Source organism: Methylobacterium sp. 22177 (genome assembly GCF_052045615.1).
In the GTDB taxonomy this organism is placed as follows: domain Bacteria; phylum Pseudomonadota; class Alphaproteobacteria; order Rhizobiales; family Beijerinckiaceae; genus Methylobacterium; species Methylobacterium radiotolerans.
Window position 1 is genome coordinate 87,473 of record NZ_JBQEPK010000022.1, and the last position, 19,013, is coordinate 106,485.

The 19,013-nt window shown below is 70.4% G+C and carries 16 protein-coding genes and 1 other annotated feature; of the genes, 7 read left to right on the forward strand and 9 right to left on the reverse strand.

The annotated features are described in order from the left end of the window. Positions 1-3: 3 nt before the first annotated feature. Positions 4-1,788 (reverse strand): hypothetical protein, encoded by a 1,785-nt coding sequence (locus ACTJK8_RS19660; RefSeq protein WP_440762395.1) that lies wholly within the window; start codon positions 1,786-1,788, stop codon positions 4-6. 205 nt (positions 1,789-1,993) lie between these two features. Between ACTJK8_RS19660 and ACTJK8_RS19665 the strand changes: the two genes are divergently transcribed. The 3 genes from ACTJK8_RS19665 (at position 1,994) to ACTJK8_RS19675 (ending at position 5,361) form a co-directional block, all read left to right on the forward strand. Then, the gene (locus tag ACTJK8_RS19665) at positions 1,994-3,496 is read left to right on the forward strand and encodes an NAD(P)/FAD-dependent oxidoreductase (protein ID WP_440762396.1); all 1,503 of its coding nucleotides are present in this window, start codon (positions 1,994-1,996) and stop codon (positions 3,494-3,496) included. 113 nt (positions 3,497-3,609) lie between these two features. Beyond that, positions 3,610-4,893, forward strand: coding sequence for a PQQ-dependent sugar dehydrogenase (locus tag ACTJK8_RS19670; protein ID WP_012320041.1), 1,284 nt, complete (start codon positions 3,610-3,612; stop codon positions 4,891-4,893). 150 nt (positions 4,894-5,043) lie between these two features. Next, the gene (locus tag ACTJK8_RS19675) at positions 5,044-5,361 is read left to right on the forward strand and encodes a c-type cytochrome (RefSeq protein WP_029357791.1); all 318 of its coding nucleotides are present in this window, start codon (positions 5,044-5,046) and stop codon (positions 5,359-5,361) included. A 103-nt stretch (positions 5,362-5,464) separates the two neighbouring features. Here the strand turns inward: ACTJK8_RS19675 and lepA are convergent, their stop codons facing one another. The 3 genes from lepA to ACTJK8_RS19690 form a co-directional block, all read right to left on the reverse strand. Further along, entirely contained in the window at positions 5,465-7,267 is a 1,803-nt protein-coding gene (gene lepA / locus ACTJK8_RS19680; RefSeq protein WP_012320039.1) for a translation elongation factor 4, read from the reverse strand. 309 nt (positions 7,268-7,576) lie between these two features. Next, on the reverse strand, positions 7,577-7,777 hold the full coding sequence (locus ACTJK8_RS19685; protein ID WP_010682254.1) for a hypothetical protein: 201 nt from the start codon (positions 7,775-7,777) through the stop codon (positions 7,577-7,579). Positions 7,778-7,838: 61 nt separating this feature from the next. After that, the gene (locus ACTJK8_RS19690) at positions 7,839-8,624 is read right to left on the reverse strand and encodes a HugZ family pyridoxamine 5'-phosphate oxidase (RefSeq protein ID WP_043074023.1); all 786 of its coding nucleotides are present in this window, start codon (positions 8,622-8,624) and stop codon (positions 7,839-7,841) included. Between the two features lie 315 nt (positions 8,625-8,939). On the opposite strand from ACTJK8_RS19690, the gene ACTJK8_RS19695 reads away from it, so the two are divergent. The 4 genes from ACTJK8_RS19695 to ACTJK8_RS19710 all read left to right on the forward strand — a co-directional run bounded on the left by ACTJK8_RS19695 (position 8,940) and on the right by ACTJK8_RS19710 (position 12,489). Further along, positions 8,940-9,650: a response regulator transcription factor gene (locus tag ACTJK8_RS19695; RefSeq protein ID WP_012320037.1), complete on the forward strand. Its 711-nt coding sequence runs from the start codon at positions 8,940-8,942 to the stop codon at positions 9,648-9,650. 68 nt (positions 9,651-9,718) lie between these two features. Then, a complete protein-coding gene (locus tag ACTJK8_RS19700) occupies positions 9,719-11,473 on the forward strand; it encodes a stimulus-sensing domain-containing protein (protein WP_085985354.1) in 1,755 nt (584 codons plus the stop codon). Then, positions 11,473-11,913, forward strand: a complete 441-nt coding sequence (locus ACTJK8_RS19705) for an HPr kinase/phosphorylase (protein WP_024829533.1) — start codon at positions 11,473-11,475, stop codon at positions 11,911-11,913. Before ACTJK8_RS19700 ends, ACTJK8_RS19705 begins: the two co-directional genes overlap by 1 nt. A 174-nt stretch (positions 11,914-12,087) precedes the next feature. Beyond that, positions 12,088-12,489, forward strand: a complete 402-nt coding sequence (locus ACTJK8_RS19710) for a PTS sugar transporter subunit IIA (RefSeq protein ID WP_010682249.1) — start codon at positions 12,088-12,090, stop codon at positions 12,487-12,489. A gap of 10 nt (positions 12,490-12,499) precedes the next feature. Here the strand turns inward: ACTJK8_RS19710 and ACTJK8_RS19715 are convergent, their stop codons facing one another. The 5 genes from ACTJK8_RS19715 to ACTJK8_RS19735 all read right to left on the reverse strand — a co-directional run. Then, complete coding sequence (locus tag ACTJK8_RS19715; RefSeq protein WP_012320034.1) at positions 12,500-13,387, reverse strand: EamA family transporter; 888 nt, start codon at positions 13,385-13,387, stop codon at positions 12,500-12,502. Positions 13,388-13,546: 159 nt separating this feature from the next. Next, entirely contained in the window at positions 13,547-14,860 is a 1,314-nt protein-coding gene (hslU, locus tag ACTJK8_RS19720) for an ATP-dependent protease ATPase subunit HslU (RefSeq protein WP_012320033.1), read from the reverse strand. A gap of 100 nt (positions 14,861-14,960) precedes the next feature. Continuing rightward, positions 14,961-16,457, reverse strand: coding sequence for a SulP family inorganic anion transporter (locus ACTJK8_RS19725; protein WP_063110335.1), 1,497 nt, complete (start codon positions 16,455-16,457; stop codon positions 14,961-14,963). A gap of 60 nt (positions 16,458-16,517) precedes the next feature. Beyond that, positions 16,518-16,573 (reverse strand) — a sequence feature (sul1 is cis-regulatory element that is thought to sense ions involved in sulfur or methionine metabolism; They are found in Alphaproteobacteria). Between the two features lie 132 nt (positions 16,574-16,705). Next, entirely contained in the window at positions 16,706-18,376 is a 1,671-nt protein-coding gene (locus ACTJK8_RS19730; RefSeq protein WP_209650715.1) for a methyl-accepting chemotaxis protein, read from the reverse strand. Between the two features lie 154 nt (positions 18,377-18,530). After that, positions 18,531-19,013 (reverse strand): methyl-accepting chemotaxis protein (locus tag ACTJK8_RS19735; protein ID WP_440762397.1); only part of this gene is annotated, 483 nt, incomplete at its 5' end.

The following is a 19,013-nucleotide window of genomic DNA, read 5'->3' on the forward strand; positions in this document are numbered from 1 at the left end:
TCGTCAGGGCACCACGCGCCAGGCCTTAAGCGGGCCGGGCACGTCCAGCGGCAAGAGGCGCGCGCTCCGGGCCGCGCCCTCGGCGAGTCGCGTGGCGTAAGCCGTCTCCGCCTGCAGATTCTCGGCCGGCCGTGCCGGGCAGGCCACGAGGTAGCGAACGTGGAACGCCGTGAGCACCCGGTCGAGGTCGGCCTCTGTGCCGCCCAATCCCACGATGGCCGCCGTGAGGCCGGGAATGGCGCGGTGATAGGGCGCGGCGACGATGCTGTGCGGGGTCCGGAGAAGTATCGACGGCCCCATGAAGATCGGTGCGAGCACGGTGCCTTCCGGCAGGCGCGCCAGGGGGCGGACGGCGGCGTCGTCGAGGCAGGCGGTGGTCTCGGCCGCGTCGGGCGCGGTGCGCAGGCCGGGCGCCAGGATCTCCGCCAGGAGCGCGGGGATCATCCAGAGGCTGCTGATCATCGCGGCCCCGAGGAGCGCGGCGGGCCAGCGCCGTTCCCCGGCCGGCAGGGCTGCCCGCGCCAGCGCCCGATCGAGGATTACCCCCGCCACCAGCGGCACGAAGCCGGAGACGATGTACAATCCGCGGAACTGCGCGATGCCGAGGATCAGCCCCGGCCACAGGAACAGCGCGACCACCGACCAGGCCCGGCGGTCGGGCCCGCGCCACGCCATCCCGGTGGCCGTGAGGGCCGCGAGGAACACCACGGGGTAGAAGACCAGCGCTTCCCACTGGCCGCGGGCCACGAACTTCGCCAACGGCGCCATCTCGTTGACCGTGAGCAGCCAGTGGATCCTCACCAGGGGCGGCATGTCGGGGAACGGGCCGCCGAGGCAGGACGGGAAGGCGGCGGCGAACCCGGCCAGCAGGATGGTCCCCGCCATTCCTGCCAGGGCGAGGCGCGCCGATACGGTCGCGAGGCGCTCGCCCGCGGCGGCGGCTGCGGCGACGAGGCCGAGGCCGCCCAGAGTGAGCCAGAGCCAGGGCGGCGAGAGCGCGTCGCAGTGGGTGCCCCCCCACTGCGAGGGGGCCGTCTGGAGGGCGAACAGCGCGGGCGCGGCCAGGCCGAGGCCCAGGCCGAAGCCCGCCAGCGACGGCAGGGCCGAGCGTCCGCGCAGGCACCACTCGCCCGTGAGAAAGACGGCCGCCAGCGCGACGAAGGGCAGGCCCTCGAGGCCGATCGCCAGCGAGCCCGCCGCCAGGATCCCGCCGATCAGGCCGGGTCGCAGACCCCCGCGGATCATGCAGAAGGAGAGACCGAGGATCGAGAGGATCTGCAGGTTGTGATGATCGACCCGCCCCGCCTGGAACTGGATCGTCACACCAAAAGTCTGCGTGGCCGCGATCACGGCCAGGAGCGCGGCCCCGCTGCCGAAGCTGTGCCGGACTCCGCGATACAGCAGCCAGCCGTAGAGCCCGAAGAGCAGCATCGGCCAGAGTGCGGCCGTCAGGCTTTCGGCGAGCGCGGGGCCCGTCAGGGGCGTGAGCGCCAGGATCAGGCTGGCGATGGGTGCGTCGACGAGGCGCGACCAGTGGCCCGGCACGCCGCCCGGAGGCAGGAAGCGGTACTGGACGTTGTCGTACCAGCCCTGGCCGGCCAGCAGGTCGCGAACTTCAACGAGGCGCATGGCGTCGTCGGTATCCGGGACGCGCAGGTGGTGGATCGTCTCCCACACCGCGTGGGGGGCGTTCATCGTCGCGACGCAGAGGCCGGCGAGGACCCACAGCAGCGTGCGGGCCTCGATCCGCCCGCGCGGTCGGGAGAGAGGGAGCGCCGGAGCCGGCATGGTTGGATCACCCGGACGAGCGGTCGATGCCCGCGCCGGCATGCTCGCGCAATTCGGCTTAACGCGCGGTCAAAGGGAGGCGGACGGGCGGTCCGGCCGCCGGTTTGCCCCGCCGGCGCCAGCGATTCCTTAACCACGACCGGGCATGCTGGCGACCGGTCGGCGTCCTGCGCGTCGCGCGCCGCACCAATCGCCGGAGCATGGGATGAGCCACCACACCGAGACGCTGGTGATCGGCGCGGGGCCCGCGGGTCTGACCGCCGCCTACCTGCTGTCGAAGAAGGGCCGCTCCGTCACCGTCCTGGAGCGCGATCCGGCGCAGGTCGGCGGGATCTCGCGCACCGTCTCGCACAACGGCTACCTGTTCGATATCGGCGGCCACCGGTTCTTCTCGAAGTCCCAGGCCGTGGTCGATCTCTGGGACGAGATCCTCCCCGACGACTTCATCGAGCGCCCACGCCTGTCGCGGATCTACTATCGCGGCCGGTACTACGCCTACCCGCTCAAGGCCTTCGAGGCGCTGCGCAACCTGGGCGTCCTCACCAGCGCGGCCTGCGTCGCCTCCTACCTCTACGCCCGCCTGCGGCCGGTCGCGGAGCCCAAGACCTTCCACGCCTGGGTCCGCAACCAGTTCGGCGAGCGCCTGTTCTCGATCTTCTTCAAGACCTACACCGAGAAGGTGTGGGGCATGTCGTGCGACGCGATCTCGGCCGACTGGGCGGCCCAGCGCATCAAGGGGCTCGACCTCGGTGCGGCGATCCGCGACGGCATCAAGCGGTCGCTGGGCCTGCGCAAGGCGCCGAAGGCCGGCGGTCCGGTCATCAAGACGCTCATCGAGTCGTTCCGCTATCCGCGCCGCGGCCCCGGCATGATGTGGGAGGCGGCGGCCGTCAAGATCCGCGCCCAGGGCGGTCAGCTGAAGCTCGACCGCAGCGTCGACTCCCTCAGCTACGATGCCGGCACCGGCATCTGGACGGTGGCGGCCCGCCGCTCGGACGGCAGCCGCGAGACCTTCACGGCCCGCAACGTCGTCTCGTCCGCGCCGGTCCGCGAGCTGGTCGACGCGATCCGCCCGCGGCCGCTCAGCACCTTCAACGCCCGGGCGCTGAAGTACCGCGACTTCCTGACGGTGGCGCTCATCGCCAAGTCCGACAAGAATTTCCCGGACAACTGGATCTACATCCACGACCCGTCGGTGAAGGTCGGTCGCGTGCAGAACTTCCGCTCCTGGTCGCCCGAGATGGTGCCGGACGCGGACCACACCTGCCTGGGTCTGGAGTATTTCTGCTTCGAGGGTGACGGCTTGTGGAACGCCGACGATTCCGAGCTGGTGGAGCTCGCCAAGCGCGAGATCGGGCAGATCGGCCTGATCGACCCGGCCGACGTCGTCGATGCCTGCGTGGTCCGCCAGCCGAAGGCCTACCCGGTCTACGACGAGGAGTATGCCGGCCACGTCGTCACCGTGCGGCGGGAGCTGGAGCGGGATTTCCCGAGCCTGCACCTCGTGGGCCGCAATGGCATGCACAAGTACAACAACCAGGACCACGCGATGATGACCGCGATGCTGACCGTGGAGAACATCCTCTGCGGCCGGCGCCGGCACGATGTCTGGCGGGTGAACGAGGACGCCGAGTACACCGAGTCCGGCGTGTCGGGGGCCGACCTCGCCCTGGGCAGCGAGCGCCTCGTGCCGCGCAAGGTGGCCTGACGCGCGACAGCGCCCCGGCCGCGTCACCGGCGCGGCTTGCCGGTCCATCCCGCGCCTCTATCGTTCCCTCCCGGTAATGCCCTGGTCCAAGGGCTGCCGGGAGGATTCTTTCGATGCGATCTCTGCTTCTCGCCGCGCTCTTCGCGGGCGTGGCCCTGCCGGCGGCGGTGCTCCCCGTCCTGGCGCAGGGCGCCGCCCCTGCCGAGACCAAGGCGAAGACCGACGACCTCGAGAAGCTCGAGGGCTTCCACAGCACCGACACCCAGGCCGCCGCGGAGATCCCGCAGACCGGCCGCCGCGCCGACGCGATCCGCAAGACCCTGTCGAAGATCAAGCTGCCGGAGGGCTTCAAGATCGATCTCTACGCCGTGGTACCGGACGCCCGCGCCATCGCGGTCGGCCCCAATGCCGGGGTGCTGTTCGTCGGCACGCGCAAGAGCAAGATCTACACGGTCACCGACCGCGACAAGGACCGGGTCGCCGACGAGGTCCGCCCCTTCGCGCCGGGCATCACGTTCAAGATCCCGAACGGCGTCTGCTTCTCGAAGGACGGCGTGCTCACCGTGGTCGAGCAGAACCGCGTCCTGGCCTTCCCGGCCGCCGAGTTCTTCTACGAGAACCCGGACGTCGCCGCCGGCGTGCTGGTCAAGCAGGGCCAGCTGATCCCGGCCTCCGAGGAGAGCTTCAACCACACCGCCCGGGTCTGCCGGGTCGGGCCGGATGGCAAGACCTACATCGCGCTCGGCCAACCCTACAACGTGCCGCCCGCCGAGAAGATGGACCTCTACAAGAAGACCGGTATCGGCGGCATCATCCGCATCGACGCCGACGGCAAGAACCGCGAGGTCTACGCGACCGGCATCCGCAACTCGGTCGGGATGGACTTCAACACCGACAAGTCGCTGTGGTTCACCGACAACCAGGTCGACGGCATGGGCGACGACAAGCCGCCGGGCGAGCTGAACCGCGCCACCAAGGCGGGCGAGAATTTCGGCTTCCCGTGGTTCGGCGGCGGCTCGGTCCGCACGGTCGAGTACAAGGATCAGACCCCGCCGACCGACGCCGTCGCTCCGCAGGCCGAGCTGCCGCCGCACGCGGCCGATCTCGGCATGACCTTCTACAACGGCAAGCAGTTCCCGGCGTCGTACAAGGGCGGGATCTTCATCGCCGAGCACGGCTCGTGGAACCGCACCGAGCCGGTGGGCGCCCGGGTGATGTTCGCCAAGCTCGGCGCCGACGGGAAGGTCGAGTCGGTCAAGCCGTTCGCGGAAGGGTGGCTCACCGGCGACGGCGAGTACCTCGGCCGCCCGGTGGACGTGGCCGTGATGCTCGACGGCTCGCTGCTCGTCTCGGACGATTCCGCCGGGGCGATCTACCGGATCTCCTACGAGAAGTAGTCTCTTGTGACTTGGCGCCTCTCCGCTCGTGAGGCGCCAAGTCGCGGAAAGCCGCAACGCGCCCTGTCTCACGTTCGGGAGAGGGCGCGCGCGTCCCGTTCCGACGCGAGCGGGCAAGTCTTCACTGATCCCAGAGTTCGAGCTCGCCCGATGATCCGTCCGCTTCTCGTCCTGACCGCCACCCTCGTTCCGCTCTCGGCGCAGGCCGGCGACGCGACCGCGGGCAAGAAGCGGGCGACCGCCTGCCAGACCTGTCATGGGATGGACGGGCTCTCGAAGCTGCCGGAGGCGCCGAACCTCGCCGGGCAGGTCGAGCCCTACCTCGTGAAGGCACTCACCGAGTACCGCGACGGCAAGCGGCAGAACGAGATCATGAACGTGGTCGCGAAGGAGCTGTCGGACGCCGATATCGCCAACCTGGCGGCGTACTATTCCGGCATCCAGATCGACGTGCTGCCGCCGGGCTAGGCGGCACCCCCGTCACTGCGAGCGGAGCGAAGCGATCCGGTTGCGCCACGCAGACCGACGTCGCGCTACCTGTATCGCTTCGCTCCGCTGGCGACGCCGCGGATCAATCGTCCATCTTCAGGGCGGCGATGAACGCCTCCTGGGGGATCTCGACGCGCCCGAACTGGCGCATCTTCTTCTTGCCTTCCTTCTGCTTGTCGAGAAGCTTGCGCTTGCGCGAGATGTCGCCGCCGTAGCACTTGGCGGTGACGTCCTTCGACAGGGCCTTGATCGTCTCGCGGGCGATGATCTTGCCGCCGATCGCCGCCTGGACGGGAATCTGGAACAGGTGGCGCGGGATCAGGTCCTTCAGCTTCTCGCACATGGCCCGGCCGCGCGACTCGGCGCGGGTGCGGTGGACCAGCATCGAGAGGGCGTCCACCGGCTCGGCATTCACCAGGATCGACATCTTCACGAGGTCGCCCTCGCGGTAGTCCGACACGTGGTAGTCGAAGGAGGCGTAGCCCTTCGAGATCGACTTGAGCCGGTCGTAGAAGTCGAACACCACCTCGTTCAGCGGCAGGTCGTAGACGACCATGGCGCGCTTGCCGACGTAGTTGAGGTCGATCTGGACGCCGCGCCGGTCCTGGCAGAGCTTGAGCACGCCGCCGAGATACTCGTCCGGCGTCAGGATCGTGGCGCGGATCCAGGGCTCCTCGACCGTCTCGATCTTCATGACGTCAGGCATGTCGGCCGGATTGTGCAGTTCCTTGATCTCGCCGTCGCGCATCTTGAGCCGGTAGACCACCGACGGCGCCGTGGAGATCAGGTCGAGGTTAAATTCGCGCTCCAGCCGCTCTTGGATGATCTCCAGGTGCAGGAGCCCGAGGAAGCCGCAGCGGAAGCCGAAGCCGAGCGCGGCCGAACTCTCCATCTCGTACGAGAACGAAGCGTCGTTGAGCCGGAGCTTGCCCATGGCCGAGCGCAGGTTCTCGAACTCGGCCGCGTCCACGGGGAACAGGCCGCAGAACACCACCGCCTGAACTTCCTTGAAGCCGGGCAGCATCTCGGTGGTCTGGCGCTTGTCCTCGGTGATCGTGTCGCCGACGCGGGTGTCGGCCACCTCCTTGATCGAGCCGGTGAAGAAGCCGACCTCGCCCGGGCCCAGCGCATCGATGTCGGCCATCTTCGGCCGGAACACGCCGATCCGGTCGACGCCGTAGACCGCGTCGGCGCCCATCATGCGGATGGTCATGCCCTTCTTGAGGGTGCCGTCGATGATCCGCACCAGCACCACGACGCCGAGATAGGCGTCGTACCAGCTGTCCACGAGGAGCGCCTTCAGGGGCGCGTCGCGGTTGCCCTTCGGCGGCGGCAGGCGCGTGACGATCGCCTCCAGCACCGCCTCGATGTTGAGGCCGGTCTTGGCCGAGATCGGCACGGCGTCGGAAGCGTCGAGGCCGATCACCTCCTCGATCTGCTCCTTCACCCGGTCCGGCTCGGCGGCCGGCAGATCGACCTTGTTGAGGACCGGGACGATCTCGTGATTGGCGTCGAGCGCCTGGTAGACGTTGGCGAGCGTCTGCGCCTCGACACCCTGGGAGGCGTCGACCACCAGCAGCGAGCCCTCGCAGGCGGCGAGCGAGCGCGAGACCTCGTAGGCGAAGTCCACGTGGCCGGGCGTGTCCATCAGGTTCAGGACGTAGTCCTTGCCGTCCTGCGCCTTGTACTCCAGGCGCACGGTCTGCGCCTTGATGGTGATGCCGCGCTCCTTCTCGATGTCCATCGAGTCGAGCATCTGCTCGGACATGTCCCGCAAGGCCACGGTCCCGGTGGCCTGGATCAGCCGGTCGGCCAAGGTCGATTTGCCGTGGTCGATATGCGCGACGATCGAGAAGTTGCGGATGGTGTCGATCGGGGCTGTCATCGGCATTCCGTTGGGGCGCGCGCCGGCGCGCACCGTCTGACGTCGGGACGTGTTCGGATAGAGCGGCTCCCGCGCGAGATAGCAGCGCGGCGGGGAGGCGCCAAGCGCGGCCTGAGCGCCCGGGCGGACGCGCAGCCCGACGCGAAGCACCGGCGGCGGCATTCGGCACCGCGGGCAGGACCCGGGGCAGAGTCGGTGACAGGCCTGCGCCGCCGGCGGGTCCTTCCGGCGGCGACACAAAAGCAACGGGGGCCGGAACGGGCCGGCCCCCGGGTCACGATCGTGTCTGACGCCAAGGAGCGATCTGGCTCAGCGACCGCGGTCGCGGATCAGTCGCTCGATCTCGGCCTCGCCGTGGGAGCGCGCCTTGGCCTCGGTCGGATGCTTCCGGTCCGAACGCTGGTGCAGCTTGCCGTGCTTGCGGATGCTCCACTGGAACAGGGAGCCGCTCTCGCCGACCGGCTCCACGTCGAGGCTGAAGGGGTAGGTATCTGTCTGGGTATCGCTCATGGGGCCGATATGGGGCGGTCAGCGACCTTTCGCCATGCCTGATCGGCAAGTCCTTGCGCGTTTACGCGTCCGCACCGGTCGCGCGCGCCCGCGCGGCCATGGCAACGAGGCTTTTGCGCAGCGCACCCATGTCGGTGACGCGCTCCGGATAGGGGACCCGCACGGTGCGGTCGGCGGCCATCAGGTCCATGCCCTCGGGGTCCAGGCCGGTGAGCCGCCAGGGCAGATCGGCTGCGCCGCCGGCGCCCGCGGCGTAGAGCGCCAGCGCGTCCGCGTGATCGGCGTTCATGTGCTCGACCGCGCCGCGCTCGCCCGCCACGATGGCCTGCGCGTCCGAGAGGTCGAGGAGGAGCTGGTCGCGGGTCAGGGTCGCGGCCTTGGCGAAGCCGCCGTTGAGGTGGCCGGCCTCGGGCGCCAGGGCGAAGAAGCCGAAATCCGGGAAGTCGGCGTAGAGCTTGGCCTTGGGGTGGCGAGCCAGGAACCGCTCCCGCGCCCGCGCCTCGACGGTCTGGACGGCGCGGCCCACCACGGTCAGCCGGGGATGGGCGAGGGGATCGCCCTTGCCACCCTGCGAGAACAGCAGCGAGCAGCGCGGGTCGGCCAGCAGGTTGCGGGTGTGGGCCGACAGCCGCGACAGCAGCATCAGCGGCGTGCCGTCCGCGTCGGTGGCGATCGTGACGAGGGAGGCGAAGGGCGTCCCGTCCGGCTCGAGGGTCGCGAGCGCCCCGGACCGGACGCTGCGCAGGAGCGTGCGCGACAGGCCGATCGCGTCGAACGGCGCCGCCTCGGCCGGCAGCGGACGGGCCGGTCCGCCCGCACCCGGACCCGTGTCGATCGTCTCGCCCATGCGCGATTCCTCCCCCACTCGAGCGGCCGCCCGGTTTCGCCGCCACGTTAGCGGCGCAACGGGGGCGGCGCGAGGCGCCGCGACCGCGTCAGATGGGCCGGAGGAGGAGCGATGGGCGCCCGTGTTACGGCCAAGCTATGACCGCCGCTCGCTTTTTCCGATCGGCCGTACTAAAGCACCTGTCCCTTTGCGCGTGCCGGGTTGCGCCCAAACTGCCCGGTTCGCGTTTTTGTCTGCCCCCTCGGGGCCGGGACGTGGCGCGGCCTGTGCGAAGAGCCGGGACCGCGCCTGAGCCCGTTCAGTCAGGGACCGCGCATGCCGACCATCGCCCTCGTCGACGACGACCGGAACATCCTCACCTCTGTGTCGATCGCGCTTGAGACCGAAGGCTACCGCATTCAGACCTACACGGACGGCGCCTCCGCGCTGGACGGTCTGCGCCATTCCCCGCCCGATCTCGCGATCTTCGATATCAAGATGCCGCGCATGGACGGGATGGAGCTTCTCCGACGCCTGCGGCAGAAATCGGACCTTCCCGTGATCTTTCTGACGTCGAAGGACGAGGAGATCGACGAGCTGTTCGGCCTCAAGATGGGCGCGGACGACTTCATCCATAAGCCGTTCTCGCAGCGCCTGCTGGTGGAGCGGGTGAAGGCGGTGCTCCGGCGCTTCGCCAAGGAGGCCCCCGGCGGCACGCCCCGCGGCGAGGCCGAGGTCGCGGCCCGGTCGCTCGAGCGCGGCGCGCTGATGATGGATCCCGAGCGGCACACCTGCACGTGGAAGGGCGAGCCGGTGACCCTGACGGTCACGGAGTTCCTGATTCTCCAGGCCCTCGCGCAGCGCCCCGGCGTGGTGAAGAGCCGCAACGCCCTCATGGATGCCGCCTACGACGATCAGGTCTACGTCGATGACCGGACGATCGACAGCCACATCAAGCGGTTGCGGAAGAAGTTCAAGGTCACAGACCAGAGCTTCGACATGATCGAGACGCTCTACGGCGTCGGCTATCGATTCAAGGAGGCGTGATCTCCAGGATCCGCCCCGTGACCGTCCGTACTCAGACCCAGACCGAGGATGCCGCGCCCCGCGCCTCCCTGGCCCAGACCCTGTCCCGACCGCTCGGCTGGCCCCGCGCCGTGTGGGAGGCGATCGGCCAGCGCGCCTCGTCGAGCCTGACGCGCCGCATCGTCGTCCTCAATCTCGTCGGGTTGATCGCGCTCCTCGTCGGATTCCTGTACCTCAATCAGTTCCGCCAGGGCCTGATCCAGGCCCGGATCCAGAGTCTCGCCATCCAGGGCGAGATCATCGCTGGGGCGATCGCCGCCTCGGCGTCCGTGGACACCGACACGATCCGCATCGACCCCGACAAGCTGCTGCAGCAGCAGGCCGGCGAGGCGGCGGAGGAGGAATCGCAGCCGCTCGCCTTCTCGCTCAACCCCGAGAAGGTGGCGCCGCTCCTGTCGCGGCTCGTGACGCCGACGGGCAACCGCGCCCGTGTCTACGACCAGGAGGGCGGCCTCCTGTTCGACACCCGCACCCTGTTCAAGCGCGGCGATGCCAGCCGGCCCGACCCGTTGGAGCCGAAGCCCCACAAGCCCGGGATGCTCGAATCCGCCTTCGAGGCGATCCAGTCCAAGCTCGGCGGCCTGTTCCGCAGCCGGACCGAGACCGCCGAGGAGACCGGGCCGGTGAACGGCCACTCGCTGCGCGAGGTCCAGGCGGCGCTCGGTGGCAATCGCGGCAGCCTCGTCCGCCGGAACAAGCTCGGCGAGACCACCGTCTCGGTGGCGGTGCCGATTCACCGGGCCGGCTCGGTCCGCGGCGCCCTGCTGATCTCGACCCAGGGCGACGCGATCGACCGTGTCATCGCCTCGGAGCGGTTCGGCCTGCTCCAGGTGTTCCTCGTCGCGTCGGCGGTGATGGTGGTGCTGTCGTTCCTGCTGGCGGGCGCGATCGCGGGACCGGTGCGCCGCCTCGCGGAGGCCGCCGAGAAGGTCCGCATGGGTATCAAGACCCGCGAGGAGATCCCGGACTTCACCGAGCGCACCGACGAGATCGGCCACCTGTCCGGCGCCCTCCGGGACATGACACAGGCCCTCTACCGGCGGATCGACGCCATCGAGAGCTTCGCGGCGGATGTCAGCCACGAGCTGAAGAACCCGCTGACCTCGCTTCGCAGCGCGGTGGAGACGCTGCCGCTCGCCCGGAACGACGAGTCCCGCGGCCGGCTGATGGCGATCATCCAGCACGACGTGAAGCGCCTCGACCGCCTGATCAGCGACATCGCCGACGCCTCGCGCCTCGACGCGGAGCTGGCGCGCGCCGAGGCGCGCCGGGTCGATCTCCGGCGGCTGCTCACCACGGTCGTGTCGGTCGCCAACGAGCGGCGGCGCCCCAAGGATTGCCTGATCCAGCTCGACGTCGAGGCGACGGGCTCCGAGCAGGACGCGCCGTTCACGATCATCGGCCACGACAGCCGGCTCGGGCAGGTGGTCAACAACCTGCTCGACAATGCCAGGTCATTCTCACCGACCGACGCGAAGGTCCGGGTCGTGCTGCGCCGGGTGCGCGGCGAGGTCGAGATGATCTGCGAGGACGAGGGTCCGGGTATCCCGGAGCACGCGCTGGAGCGGATCTTCGAGCGCTTCTACACCGACCGGCCGGAGCAGGGCTTCGGCCAGAACTCGGGCCTCGGCCTGTCGATCTCCCGGCAGATCGTCCAGGCCCACCGCGGCACGATCCGCGCCGAGAACCGGCCGGGCGCTCCCGACGAGGACGGCGAGCCGACGGTGCGCGGCGCCCGGTTCGTCGTGCGCCTGCCGGCGGCGCCGCGGCAGCTCCACGCCTGATGGTCACCCTGCACGGCGCCTGCATCGCGCTGCGCGGGGCCGGCATCCTGATTCGCGGTCCATCGGGCGCGGGCAAGTCCAGTCTCGCGCTCCTGCTCGCCGCCGCGCCGGACGGGGCCTTCGTGGCCGACGATCGGGTCGTCTGCGCGATTCGCGACGGGCGGGTCACGGCCGCTGCCCATCCCGCGCTCAACGGACGCGTGGAGGTCCGCGGCCAGGGGATCCTGTCGGCGGTCGATCTGGGGCTCGACGTACGGCCGGAGGCGGTGCTGCACCTCGCCGTCGATCTGGTGGAGACGGCGTCGCGCCTGCCGGATCCGCCGGCCGACGCCGACATCCTGGGGGCCGCTGTGCCGCGCCTCGTCCTCGACCGAGGCGTCCGCGCGGCCGGCCTCGCGCCGCTCCTCGTCCGTGCGGCGCTGCGAAAACCGCGGCCGTGACTTCGCAGCCGCACAGGCGGCTCGATTCGCCCAAGACTGGTATCCCCCATGGCGCACACGCGGCGACCGTGGCATGATCGTGGGAATGTCCGGGCAAAAAAGTCGCGTTCGCCTTGTGGGGGGCTGTGCGATGCACAACATGGCGGCACACACAGGACGTTGGAACACGTGTCGATGATTGGCATGGTGCTCGTCACCCACGGACTCCTGGCGACCGAGTTCAAGGCCGCGCTGGAGCACGTGGTCGGCCCGCAGGATCAGATCGAGACGATCACGATCGGGCCGGAGGACGATATGGAACTGCGACGCCGGGACATCATGTCCGCGGTCTGTCGTGTGAATACCGGGGACGGTGTGGTGGTGCTGACCGACATGTTCGGCGGCACCCCGTCGAACCTCGCGCTCTCCTGCATGAACGGCGGTTCGGTGGAGGTCGTGGCGGGGATCAACCTGCCGATGCTGATCAAGCTGGCCAGCGTCCGCGACGAGGAGAAGCTCGGCGACGCCGTGCTCCACGCCCAGGAAGCGGGCCGCAAATACATCAACGTCGCCTCGCGGGTCCTGGCGGGGAAGTAAGTCTCCGCGATCAGGCTTCCAGAACGGCCGTCGGCGGAGCGGAGCGCCGGGCGCTCACGGTGATACCCACCGACGCCGCGATCACCAGCGCGATCGCGAGCCACTGGACCGCGCTGATTCGCTCTCCCAGCAGCACGAGTCCCGCGCAGGCCGCCACGGCCGGCTCCAGGCTCATCAGCACGCCGAAGCTCTTCCGGTCGAGCCGGCGCAGGGCGACCATCTCCAGCGAGTAGGGCAGGGCGCTCGACATCAGCGCCACCGCGAAGCCCGCGGCCAGGAGACCGGGCGCCAGCAGGGCCGGACCGGCCTCCGCCACGCCGAACGGCGCCACGACGAGGGCCGCCGTGAGCATGCCGAGGGATACGGCCTGCCCACCGTCGATGCGCCCGGCGCGCTGCCCGAACAGGATGTAGAGCGCCCAGCACAGGGCGGCGCCGAGATCGAGCGCGATGCCGATCGGGTCGAGGCCGTCCGGGTTGGCGATCGGCAGCAGCAGCGCGAGCCCGGCGATCGCCACGCCGATCCACAGGAAATCCGAGCGCCGCCGCGACGCGATCAGCGCGACCGCCAGCGGCCCGACGAACTCGATGGCCACGGCCGGCCCGAGGGGCAGCCGCGCTAGGGCGAGGTAGAACAGGAGGTTCATCAGCCCGAGGGCGGTCCCGTAGAGGGCGATCCAGCCGGCCTCGCGCGCCGGGAGGCTGCGCCGCCACGGCCGCCAGACCGCGATCAGGATCAGGGCGGAGAAGCCGACCCGCAGGGCGGAGGTCCCGGCCGCGCCGACCGCCGGGAACAGGCTCTTGGCAAAGGTCGCGCCGCACTGGAGCGAGACCATGCCGGTGACCAGCGCCGCCACGGAGAGCACCGTATCCCCGAGGCCGAACCTGATCCGTGACACGCGACGACAATCCTCAGGACCGGGCCAGGGCGCTCGCTTAGCAGATGCCGCAGCCGCCGCGGCCTACGCCGGGCCTCATGGCTCACGCCAGCCCCGCGTGGGGCTCGCCACGCCGGGCTCGCACCGGCCGCCGATGCGCGACGGTGCAGCGATCTGCCCTCACAGGATGAAGCGGCTCAGATCCGCGTTCGACGCCAGATCCTGCACCCGCTCGCGCACGTAGGCCGCGTCGATCGGCACCGTCTCGCCCGACCGGTCGGTGGCGGTGAAGGAGATCTCGTCGATCACCCGCTCCAGAACCGTCTGGAGCCGACGCGCGCCGATATTCTCCACCGAGGAATTCACCTCCACGGCGACCCGCGCGAGGGCGTCGACCGCGTCGTCCGTGAAGGTCAGGGTGACGCCCTCGGTCTCCATCAGCGCGACGGTCTGCTTGAGCAGGCTCGCCTCGGTGGCGGTCAGGATCTGCTTGAAGTCGTCCACCGTGAGAGGCTGCAGTTCCACCCGGATCGGGAGGCGGCCCTGCAGCTCGGGCAGGAGGTCTGCCGGCTTCGAGACGTGGAAGGCGCCCGAGGCGATGAACAGCACGTGGTCCGTCTTCACCGGCCCGTGCTTCGTGGCCACGGTGGTGCCCTCGATCAGCGGCAGCAGGTCGCGCTGCACGCCCTCGCGCGAGACGTCGCCGGACGAGCGGCCCTCGCGGGCGCAGATCTTGTCGATCTCGTCGAGGAAGACGATGCCGTTGTTCTCGACCTCGCGGATCGCCTCGCGGACCAGCGCCTCGTCGTCGACGAGCTTGTCGGATTCCTCGGCCATCAGCGGCGCGTAGGCGTCCCGCACCAGGATCCGCCGCGGCTTCCCGCGCTGGCCGCCGAGCGCTTTGCCGAGCATGTCGCCGATGTTGATCGCGCCCATGGAGGCGCCCGGAACGCCGGGAATCTCGAACATCGGCATGCCGGCGGGGGCGCTGGAGGTCAGCTCCAGTTCGACTTCCTTGTCGTCGAGCTCGCTGTTGCGGAGCTTGCGCCGGAAGCTGTCGCGGGTGGCCTGGCTCGCCGTCGGGCCGACCAGCGCGTCGAGGATCCGGTTCTCGGCGGCGGCCTCGGCCTTGGCCTTCACGCCCTCGCGCTTGGCCTGCCGGGTCAGGCCGATCGCCACCTCGACGAGGTCGCGGACGATCTGCTCGACGTCGCGGCCGACATAGCCGACCTCGGTGAACTTGGTGGCCTCGACCTTGAGGAACGGCGCGTTGGCGAGCCGGGCGAGGCGGCGGGCGATCTCGGTCTTGCCGCACCCGGTCGGCCCGATCATCAGGATGTTCTTGGGCGCGACTTCCTCGCGGAGCGGACCTGTGAGCTGCTGGCGCCGCCAGCGGTTGCGCAGCGCGATCGCCACGGCGCGCTTGGCGTCGTGTTGCCCGACGATGAACCGATCGAGTTCGGACACGATCTCGCGGGGAGAGAACGTCGTCACCGCTTTGCCATCCCTGTTCCCGGCCCGAAATCGGCCCCGCGCCGGGAATGGGGTCGCGCGCGGTCCCGCGCAAGGGGCCGCGCGTCGGCCGGTCGCCACCTCAGTGCGCTGCCGGGACCGCCGCGGCGTCGCCCTTGTCGTGCTGGCCGAACCGCTCGACCAGGGTCGCGCTGGCCTCGTTCAGGCCGACGACCGCGACGTCGCGGCCACGGGCGCGAGCCTTGAGGACGACCCGGTCGAGGGCCCCGATGGCGGAGATGTCCCAGAAATGCGCCGCGTGGACGTCGATGACGAGGCGCTCGACCGGCTCCAGCACGTCGATCGCCTCCGAGAACGTGCCCGCCGAGGCGAAGAACACCTGCCCGGTGATGGTGTAGGTCCGGGTGCGGCCGTCTGCCGAGAGGGCCGACGTGATCCGGTTGAGCCGGGCGACCTTGCCGGCGAAGAACACGCCGGAGAGCAGCACGCCGACAAGCACGCCGACGGCGAGATCATTCGTGGCGACCACGACCAGGACGGTCACCAGCATCACCGCCGAGGAGGGCAGCGGGTTGGTGCGCAGCCGCAGGAGGGAGCGCCACGAGAAGGTGTTGATCGAGACCATGATCATCACGGCCGTCAGAGCCGCCACCGGCACGACGGCGAGCAGGTCCTGCAGCGCCACGAGGAGCACCAGCAGGAACGCCCCCGCGACCAGCGTCGAGAGACGGCCGCGGGCGCCCGAGGAAACGTTGATCACCGACTGGCCGATCATCGCGCAGCCGCCCATGCCGCCGAACACCGCCGACGCCATGTTGGCGATGCCCTGACCCACGCACTCGCGGTTCTTGTCGCTGCCGGTGTCGGTCATGTCGTCGACGATCTGCGCGGTGAGCAGGCTCTCCAGCAGGCCGACGGCCGCGAGCGTGGCCGCGTAGGGCAGCAGGATTCGCAGGGTCTCCAGGCTGAGGGGCACATCCGGCAGGGCGAAGCTCGGCAGCGCGGAGGGCAGGGCGCCGAGATGGGCGACCGTGCGCACGTCGAGGTGGAACATCGCGGTGATCGCCGTCAGCACCGCGATCGCGACGAGCGGCGCGGGGATCGCGCGGGTGATCCGCGGGAACCCGTAGATGATCGCCAGACCCAGGGCGATCAGCCCGTAGGTCGCGGGCGTCACGCCGGTGAGCTCGGGCATCTGCGCCAGGAAGATGAGGATGGCGAGCGCGTTGACGAACCCGGTCATCACCGATTGCGAGACGAAGCGCATCAGCCGGCCCAGCCGGAGGAAGCCGGCCAGGATCTGGATCAGGCCCATCAAGATCGTCGCGGCGAAGAGGTACTGGACACCGTGCTCGCGCACGAGGTCGACCATCACCACCGCGGTGGCGGCGGTGGCGGCCGAGATCATCGCCGGCCGCCCGCCCGCGAAGGCGATGGTGCAGGCGATGACCACGGAGGCGTAGAGGCCGACCTTCGGGTCGACTCCGGCGATGACCGAGAAGCCGATGGCCTCGGGGATCAGCGCCAGGGCGACGACGATCCCCGACAGGGCGTCGCCGCGCAGGTTGGAGGTCCACGACCGGACATATCCGGCGTTTCGGGTCACGGGTGTCGACATCGATGAATCCGCACGAGCGGCGCCCCCGCGTCGCTGGCGGGTCGAGGCGCGTCTCGAATGCGTGGTCCGGCGGATCGGCGGCCGGAAGAGCCACCCGGGCTTTCACCGGGTCCTTGCGAATGCGCCGACCCTAGGGGGCCGGGCACCGCAATGCAACAACGCTCAGGAAAACGGCCCGCGACGCCGTCCCCGTCGCCACTGGCGCCGCTCCGCATTCCCGCCCTGGCGGAACCGTCGGTCCGGTCCGCTCAGGCCGCGCGCACCTGCGCCACGAAGCCCGCCACCTCGCCGCCGAGCCCGTTCGAGCGGCGGGCGATATCGGCGGCGGCGTCGAGGACCTCCGCGGCGCTGACGCCGGTCTCCCGGGCCGCACCCAGGACCAGCGCCATCGTGTCGGTGACGGCGCGGGTGCCGCTGGCGGCCTCCGAGACGCTGCGGGCGATCTCCTGGGTGGCCAGCTGCTGCTCCTCGACGGCGGCCGCCACACCGAGGGCGATGCCGTGGACCTGCTCGATCGTGCCGCCGATCTCCTCGATCGCCGCGACGGCGTCGTGGGTCGCGGTCCGCATGGCGGCGATCTGCCCGGCGATCTCCTCGGTGGCCTTGGCGGTCTGCGTCGCGAGGTCCTTCACCTCGGTGGCGACCACCGCGAAGCCGCGCCCGGCCTCGCCGGCCCGCGCCGCCTCGATCGTGGCGTTGAGGGCCAGCAGGTTGGTCTGGCCGGCGATGGTGGAGATCAGGGAGACGACCTGCCCGATGCCGTCGGCGCTGCGGGCGAGGGCCTGGACGCTCGCCCGGGTCCGCCGCGTCGCCTCGACGGCGCTCTCGGCGGCCGTCGAGGTCTGGGTCACCTGGACGCCGATCTCGCTGGCGGTGGCGGCCAGCTCCTCGGTGGCGGCGGCGACGGCCTCGACGTTGTGGGCCGTGGTCTCGGCCGCGCGCGTGACCGACTGCGACTGCGTGCCGGCGTGCTCGGCGTTGCCCGCCATGGTCGCGGCGGCGCGCTCCAGCCCGGCCGCGGCACCGGCGAGGTGCTCGACCAGGCCGCCGATGCTGCCCTGGAAGCGCTCGGCCAGCCAGGCCATCTCGGTGCGCTTGCGCGTCGCCGTATCGGCCTGCATCCGCTCGTGCTCGTGCCGCAGGGTCTCGGCCTCCCGCATCGTGTCACTGAAGACCTGCATGCTCGTCCAGATCGCGCCGATCTCGTCGCGTCCCGGCTTGACGGCGGGCAGGGTGAGGTCGCCGCGCGAGAGGCGCTGGATCGCGTCCGAGACCGCCCGCAGCGGCCGGGCGATCTGTCGCTGGCCGATGAGCAGTCCGAGGGCGCAGCAGATCACGGTCCCGACCAGGGCGAGGCCGAGGAGCAGGAGCGTGCGCGCCTCGAACAGCGCCTGGGTGTCGGCCTTGATCGCCGTCATCTCGGCCCGGCCCTGTTTCACCAGGGCGTCGATGCTCGCCTGGAAGGCCTTGCGGTTCGCCCGGTTGGCGTCGTTGAACCCGAGCTCGGCGGCCGCCTTGGGGCCGGTCGTGTCGCCCGCCTCCGCGAGGGCGCTCCGGAGGGCGCGGAACGCGTCGGCGTTGCGCACCATGGTCTCGAAGAGCGGCCGCTCGGCCTCGGTCACCCGCGGCGCCCAGTCGGCCCGCAGCGCATCCATCTCGGCGAGACCTTTGCGGATCCCGGCGGTGTACTTGGCGGCCTCCGCCCGGTCGGCGGAGGCGTAGACGCCGCGCGAGTCCATGGTGACTTCGGCGGCGAGGCGGTTGAAGTTGGCCGCGTCGAGCGCCCGGACCGAGGCGCTCTCGACGCTCGCCAGCGAGCGCTCGAAGCTCTTCAGCGTCGCGACGCTGACCCCCGCCACGACCAGCGTCGTCAGGCTGCAGGCGCCGACGAAGCTCAGGAGTTTTCCGCCGATTTTCATTGCTATCCAACCGTCGAGGCGCGATTGGCGTCAAAATGCAGGTTATTCGTCAAGACGTAGTAAACTGAGACGATCCGGAATTATTTGTCCTGGCTCGATACTGGAGCGCCCGTGACGCATGGGGCCGGCGCGGCGCGTGCCGCGCCCAACCCGGTCAGGCCGCCCGGACGGTGTCGAGGAAGCGGCTGACCTCGGCGGTCAGGTGTTCGGATTGCCGCGACAGCTCGGAGGCCGCGTCGAGGACCTGGCCGGCGGCGACGCCGGTCTCATCGGCGGCGCCGGCGACGCCGGAGATGTTGCTCGTCACCTCGCCGGCGCCGATCGCCGCCTGGGAGACGTTGCGGACGATCTCCTGGGTCGCCGCACCCTGCTGCTCGACCGCGGCGGCGATCGAGGTCGCCACGCCGCTGATCTCGCGGATCCGGCCGGTGATGCCGGCGATCGACGTGACCGCCTGCCCGGTCGAGGCCTGGATCTGCGCGATCTGGCCGGAGATCTCGTGCGTCGCCCTGGCGGTCTGCTCGGCCAGCGCCTTGACCTCGGAGGCCACCACCGCGAAGCCCTTGCCGGCGGCCCCGGCCCGGGCCGCCTCGATGGTGGCGTTGAGCGCCAGCAGGTTGGTCTGGCCGGCGATGTT